This window comes from Serratia sp. 506_PEND (assembly GCF_001076875.1).
Lineage (GTDB): Bacteria > Pseudomonadota > Gammaproteobacteria > Enterobacterales > Enterobacteriaceae > Serratia > Serratia marcescens.
Genome location: NZ_JVEL01000029.1, coordinates 1 through 5,514, shown reverse-complemented (window position 1 = coordinate 5,514; position 5,514 = coordinate 1). Strand labels below are relative to the sequence as shown.

The 5,514-nt window shown below is 57.8% G+C and carries 5 protein-coding genes; 2 read left to right on the top strand and 3 right to left on the bottom strand.

Annotated elements, in window-relative coordinates; translation table 11 throughout:
• Positions 1–234: 234 nt before the first annotated feature.
• Positions 235–1,287, bottom strand: coding sequence for an outer membrane protein assembly factor BamC (gene bamC / locus ADK28_RS00725; RefSeq protein ID WP_048794629.1), 1,053 nt, complete (start codon positions 1,285–1,287; stop codon positions 235–237).
• 16 nt (positions 1,288–1,303) lie between these two features.
• On the bottom strand, positions 1,304–2,185 hold the full coding sequence (dapA, locus tag ADK28_RS00720; RefSeq protein ID WP_048794628.1) for a 4-hydroxy-tetrahydrodipicolinate synthase: 882 nt from the start codon (positions 2,183–2,185) through the stop codon (positions 1,304–1,306).
• 110 nt (positions 2,186–2,295) lie between these two features.
• On the opposite strand from dapA, the gene ADK28_RS00715 reads away from it, so the two are divergent.
• Entirely contained in the window at positions 2,296–2,901 is a 606-nt protein-coding gene (locus tag ADK28_RS00715) for a glycine cleavage system transcriptional repressor (protein WP_369783268.1), read from the top strand.
• Between the two features lie 2 nt (positions 2,902–2,903).
• Positions 2,904–3,368: a thioredoxin-dependent thiol peroxidase gene (bcp, locus tag ADK28_RS00710; protein WP_015378709.1), complete on the top strand. Its 465-nt coding sequence runs from the start codon at positions 2,904–2,906 to the stop codon at positions 3,366–3,368.
• Positions 3,369–3,412: 44 nt separating this feature from the next.
• On the opposite strand, the gene ADK28_RS00705 is transcribed toward bcp, so the two are convergent.
• The gene (locus ADK28_RS00705) at positions 3,413–4,489 is read right to left on the bottom strand and encodes an AI-2E family transporter (RefSeq protein WP_016926738.1); all 1,077 of its coding nucleotides are present in this window, start codon (positions 4,487–4,489) and stop codon (positions 3,413–3,415) included.
• Between the last annotated feature and the right edge of the window lie 1,025 nt (positions 4,490–5,514).

Genomic DNA, 5,514 nt, shown 5'->3' with positions numbered 1-5,514 from the left:
CGGGATTCTCGGTGGTGTAAACGGTTTTTGCCTTTCCGCGATACAGCTCAGCTAGCTTTTGCATCTTACTTACTCCAGTGATGTATCCCCGTTGTCTCCCGAGCGCGGCCCGAAATTAGGGGGTATAGAATTGACCTAATGAATTCTTTGGCGTGCCGGACACTATTGTGCCAAACCTGCGACGCAAACGATACCGTATAGACAAAACAAAAAGGGGCCGAAGCCCCTTTTTGATTAGTTAACGCTGGTTTTGCTGAAGGCTGACTGGAATGCCGCCACCAGTGCGTCGTTTTTCGACTGGGTGAGCGGTTTGCCTTTCGGATCGATGAATTGCAGGCTGGTGCGGTTGTTGAGATCGCCGACCTGCAGTTTGTAATCGCCTTCCGTCAGTTCAGGATCCTTGACGCCCAACGCATCCCAATCGCTGCTGCTCAGGGACTTGTAGGTCACGGCGACGGTGCCCTGCGGACGGCTGCGGTCACCCACTTTCATCCCCAGTTTTTCGAGCGCCGGCGGCAGGCGATCCCACACTACGGTGTACGGGCCGCGCACCACCAGCATCGGCAGGCCGGTGTCATCGGCGCCGCTCTGCACGTCCAGCGCGCCGAAGCGGCTGGCCGTCTGGCTGCTCGCCAGGTTATCCTGCTTGTCCAGGCCTTCGATCAGGGTGTTGATCATCATGCCGTTGTAGCGCTGGATCTCAGACTGATCGGTCACCTGCTCGGTCTTGCCCTGCTGCTGCAGGCCAACGCTTTTCACCACCAGCGCCTGCTGGTAGCCCTGCTGCTGCACGCTGATCTGATAACGGCCTTCGTACTGGTTGTCTTCGTCCAGACGGTTCCACTTCACCCAGTCAGTGGTCAGGGTCTGACCGGCGTCCTGGCGGGAAGCGATCGCGATGTTCTTCGCCTGCAGCAGGCTGACCACGCGCGACCACAGGTTCTGGTTCTGCGGGCTGTTTTCCAGCAGCAGCGTGCCGCTGTCGCCGGCGTATTGCGCACGCGAACCGCTCAGCAGCGCCAACGGCTGCACCGGCGGACGAATGTCCAGCTGCTTGCCGACGTTGCCTTGCACCGTTGTGGCCGGCACGTCATAGTTGCCGCTCTGCACCGGCAGGATCATGCCGGACGGCGCGTTCAGCGCCTTGAGCGGAGCCGCGGCGAGGTAGGCCTCGTCGCCGCTGACCTGGCGCTTGTAGCGCTGATCGCTGCTGCAGGCCGCCAGCATCATCACCAATGAGATGCCCACTACTTTTGCTACCGTCGACTTTTGCAATGAATAAGCCATCAAATTTCCCTTAGAGTTACAGCAAACCGACGCTTTTCAGCGCGCGCTCCACCACCGGGTGGGCGGCTTCGCTCAACGGCGTCATCGGCAGACGCAGCGTATCGGTTGCCATCAATCCCAACGCCTTACAGGCCCACTTCACCGGAATTGGGTTTGCTTCTACAAATAGATCCTGATGCAACGGCATCAAGCGCTGATTTAAGCGGCGCGCTTCGGCAAATTTGCCCTGCGCCGCCAGCGCGCAAAGTTCCGCCATCTCGCGCGCGGCCACGTTGGCCGTCACGGAAATCACCCCTTTGCCGCCCAGTTGCATGAAGTCCAGCCCGCTGGCGTCGTCGCCGCTCAGCAAAATGAAATCTTCATCGTCAACCAGCACTTGGATCTGACTAACGCGACTTAAGTTCCCCGTCGCTTCTTTTACAGCAACAATATTCTTGATTTTCGCCAGCCGAGCGATGGTCGGCGGCAGCATGTCGCAGCCGGTGCGCGAAGGCACGTTATACAGGATCTGCGGCAGTTCGGTGCTCTCGGCGATCGCCTTGAAGTGCTGATACAGCCCTTCCTGCGTCGGCTTATTGTAGTACGGCGTCACCGTCAGGCAGCCCACCACGCCGGTGTTGGCGAAGCGGGTGGTGAGCGCGATGGCTTCGGCGGTGGCGTTGGCGCCGGTGCCGGCGATCACCGGAATGCGGCCGTCGGCCAACTCCAGCGTCTGCAGCACCACGTCAACGTGCTCGTCATGGGCAAGCGTTGCGGACTCGCCGGTGGTCCCTACGGAAACGATCGCCGCGGTGCCACTGGCTACATGATAATCGATCAATTTTTTCAGGCTCGCGCGATCGACAGCACCTTTGTCGTCCATCGGCGTAACCAGTGCAACAATACTTCCCGTAAACATTGGCCGTCCCCTCCACAAACAAGTCACTCATGGTACTTTTGCTGCCTATCCAAAAGCAAGCGCACAACCGCGTTGTAAGCGCTTGGCAGGCGGTTTTTTTTATGTTTACCATGGTAACCCCATTGAGCACGACAGGAAGCGCTATTTTGCCTCAGTCAGACGAACACTATCTCGTGATTACCGCGCTCGGCGCCGACCGCCCCGGAATCGTCAATACCATCACCCGCCACGTCAGCAGTTGCGGATGCAATATCGAAGATAGCCGTCTGGCCATGCTGGGAGAGGAGTTCACGTTCATCATGCTGCTGTCCGGCAGCTGGAACGCCATCACCCTGATCGAATCCACCCTGCCGCAAAAAGGCGCGGAGCTGGATCTGCTGATCGTGATGAAGCGCACAAACTCGCACGAAAGGCCGCCGATGCCGGCCACGGTGTGGGTGCAGGTGGAAGTGAAGGACTCGCCGCACATCATCGAACGCTTTACCGATTTGTTCGACTCCAGCCAGATGAATATCGCCGAACTGGTCTCGCGCACGCAGCCGGCGGACGGCGACCTGCCGCCGCAGCTGTATATCCAAATCACCGCCCACAGCTCCGGCGATCGGGACGCCTCAAATATTGAGCAAGCCTTCCATCGCCTATGTACAGAATTGAACGCGCAAGGCAGTATTAGCGTGGTGAACTATCCACAGCATGACGAGAAAGATGGAGAGTAGTGATGAGCCCATTGAAAGCCGGTGACACAGCGCCGAAATTTAGTTTGCCTGACCAGGACGGTGAGGAAATTAATTTGGCCGACTTCCAGGGACAGCGAGTATTGGTCTATTTTTATCCGAAGGCGATGACGCCGGGCTGCACCGTGCAAGCCTGCGGCCTGCGGGACAACATGGACGAATTGAAAAAGGTCGGCGTCGAAGTGCTGGGCATCAGCACCGACAAACCGGAAAAACTGTCGCGCTTCGCCGAAAAGGAGCTGCTCAACTTCACGCTGTTGTCTGATGAAGATCATCAGGTGTCACAACAGTTTGGCGTGTGGGGCGAGAAAACCTTCATGGGCAAGACCTACGACGGCATTCACCGCATCAGTTTCCTGATCGATGCCAATGGCAAGATTGAAAAAGTGTTTGATGATTTCAAAACCACCAATCACCACGACATCGTTCTGAACTACCTGCAGCAGTAATTCTCACGAAGCGCAGCGGCCTGCTGCGCTTCGTTTCTTCCCAGTCAGTCGGCCTTGTCTTCCACCTCGACCCGCAGTTCATCCGGCCAGGCATGGATCACCGCCTTCACCAGCGTCGCCAGCGGTATGGCGAAAAACACGCCCCAAAAGCCCCACATCCCGCCGAACACGATCACCGACAGGATAATCACCAGCGGATGCAGGTTGACCGCTTCGGAGAACAAAATGGGCACCAACAGGTTGCCGTCCAGCCCCTGCACCACCAGATAGGCGACGATCAGCGTCCAGAAATCGGCGCCGACGCCCCACTGGAACAGCGCCACCACCACCACCGGTATGGTGACCAGCACCGCGCCGATGTAGGGGATCAACACCGAGAACCCCACCAGCACCGCCAGCAGCAGCGAGTAGCGCATGTCCAGCACGGCGAACACCAGGTAGGTCGCCACGCCGACAATCACCATCTCCAGCACTTTGCCGCGAATGTAGTTGGTGATCTGCTGATTCATCTCGTTCCAGACCTGCCCCGCCAGGCCGCGATTGCGCGGCAGCACGCGGCGCACCGCGTTCAGCAGTTGCTCTTTGTCCTTCAGCAGGAAGAACATCATCATCGGCACCAGGATCAGGTAGATAGCCAACGTCAGCAGGCCGACCAGCGACGCCAGCGAGAATTTCACCACCGATTCGCCCATGCCGGACAACCGGCTGCGCAGGTTTTCCGCCATCATGTCGATGATGCCGGCATCCACCAGCGCCGGATAACGCTTCGGCAGCGTCGCGGCGAAGTTATAGAACTGGTTGAGCATGCCCGGCAGATCGCTCATCAGATTGATGCCCTGCTGCCAGGCGGTCGGGGCGACGACGAACACCAGCAGCATGGCGACGCCCGCGAACACCAGCAGCATGACGCTCGCCGCCCAGGTGCGCGAACAGCCGATGCGCTGCAGGCGCGCGGTCGGCCACTCCAGCAGATACGCCAGCACGATGGCGACCAGCAACGGGGTCAGAATGCCGTGCAAAAAATAGAGAATAAGGAACCCGGCAACCAGGATCACCAGCAGCGCGATGGCCTGAGGATCGGTGAAGCGGCGGCGGTACCACTGTAATAACATCTCCAGCATCAGAGCGGGCTCCTTGAGATTTGGCGGGCGGGCATGGCGATTCCTGTGATGGACCTGATTAAAGCATAGATAGAATGGGCGCACGCGGGATGTGCAAAGCACTCAGAGTACTCAAAGTTCGCCATACATCAACAGCGATCTGGCTGATTTTATCGCGCGGGCAGGCGATCGACGCAAAAATCCGCAGACGCGGCGACTGGCGCGATGAGCGGCCCCGAACGGGGCCGCGGAAGATTACAGCGAAGTAACGATGGAAAGGGGCGAACCGACCGCCAATGCGAACAACAACACACAGCCAATCGCGATCGCCGCCGCCAGATCATTTTTCATTGTCCCGTCCCCTGATGCTTAAACTGGTTATCGTCACGAACTCTGTCGGTTCTACGTTCACGGCCTTTTCTGATGCACGTCATTAAAAACCCCCGCCGCAGCGGGGGAGAAAACGTTCTGGTGCATCAAGTGTTACAAGGAGGTCATGAGGGATTGCTAACCCTAAATGACTATTTCAAGCTAGGATTATTCTCAGAGCATGGCAAGCGATCGCGTCGAGGTTATCCGCACTTTGAGATAAACCTCATAAAAAAATCCCGCACGGCAGCGGGATGAAGGGATGATAACGTCATGAATTTTTTATGCGGACAATGAGGCGGTATTGTCGTCATTTGGCGACAATACCGCGCCGGCACGGTGGTCACAAGGGAAATTTGGCCACGGTGAGGAAATCAGAATTTCGCCAATGCCCGCGCTCGTGCGCCCGTCAGCACCAACGAAAAAATGGGATTTTCGTCAGACAGCCGCCGGGCAAAAACCGGTAGCATGGCCGATATCATCCCAAACGCCGTAGGGGGAAAAAAGATGAACAGCAAACCGTGTGAATTTGATGAAGCCATCTGTCTGGCGATCGGGCGTGGCGTTTGCGAAGTCGTGAAGATAGGGGATGAAATCAGCGTCTTCTCCCTGTTGGAAGCTATCGAGTGCTTCATCGAACGGCAGGCGCTCAGCGAAAGCGAAATCGCGGCGGCGGA

What these genes read in the sequence shown, in the direction of transcription:
- ADK28_RS00715 (WP_369783268.1), top strand. Translation starts at nt 2,296, where the DNA reads ATGGTAACCCCATTGAGCACGACAGGAAGCGCTATTTTGCCTCAGTCA.
- bamC (WP_048794629.1), bottom strand. Translation starts at nt 1,287, where the DNA reads ATGGCTTATTCATTGCAAAAGTCGACGGTAGCAAAAGTAGTGGGCATC.
- ADK28_RS00705 (WP_016926738.1), bottom strand. Translation starts at nt 4,489, where the DNA reads ATGCTGGAGATGTTATTACAGTGGTACCGCCGCCGCTTCACCGATCCT.
- bcp (WP_015378709.1), top strand. Translation starts at nt 2,904, where the DNA reads ATGAGCCCATTGAAAGCCGGTGACACAGCGCCGAAATTTAGTTTGCCT.
- dapA (WP_048794628.1), bottom strand. Translation starts at nt 2,185, where the DNA reads ATGTTTACGGGAAGTATTGTTGCACTGGTTACGCCGATGGACGACAAA.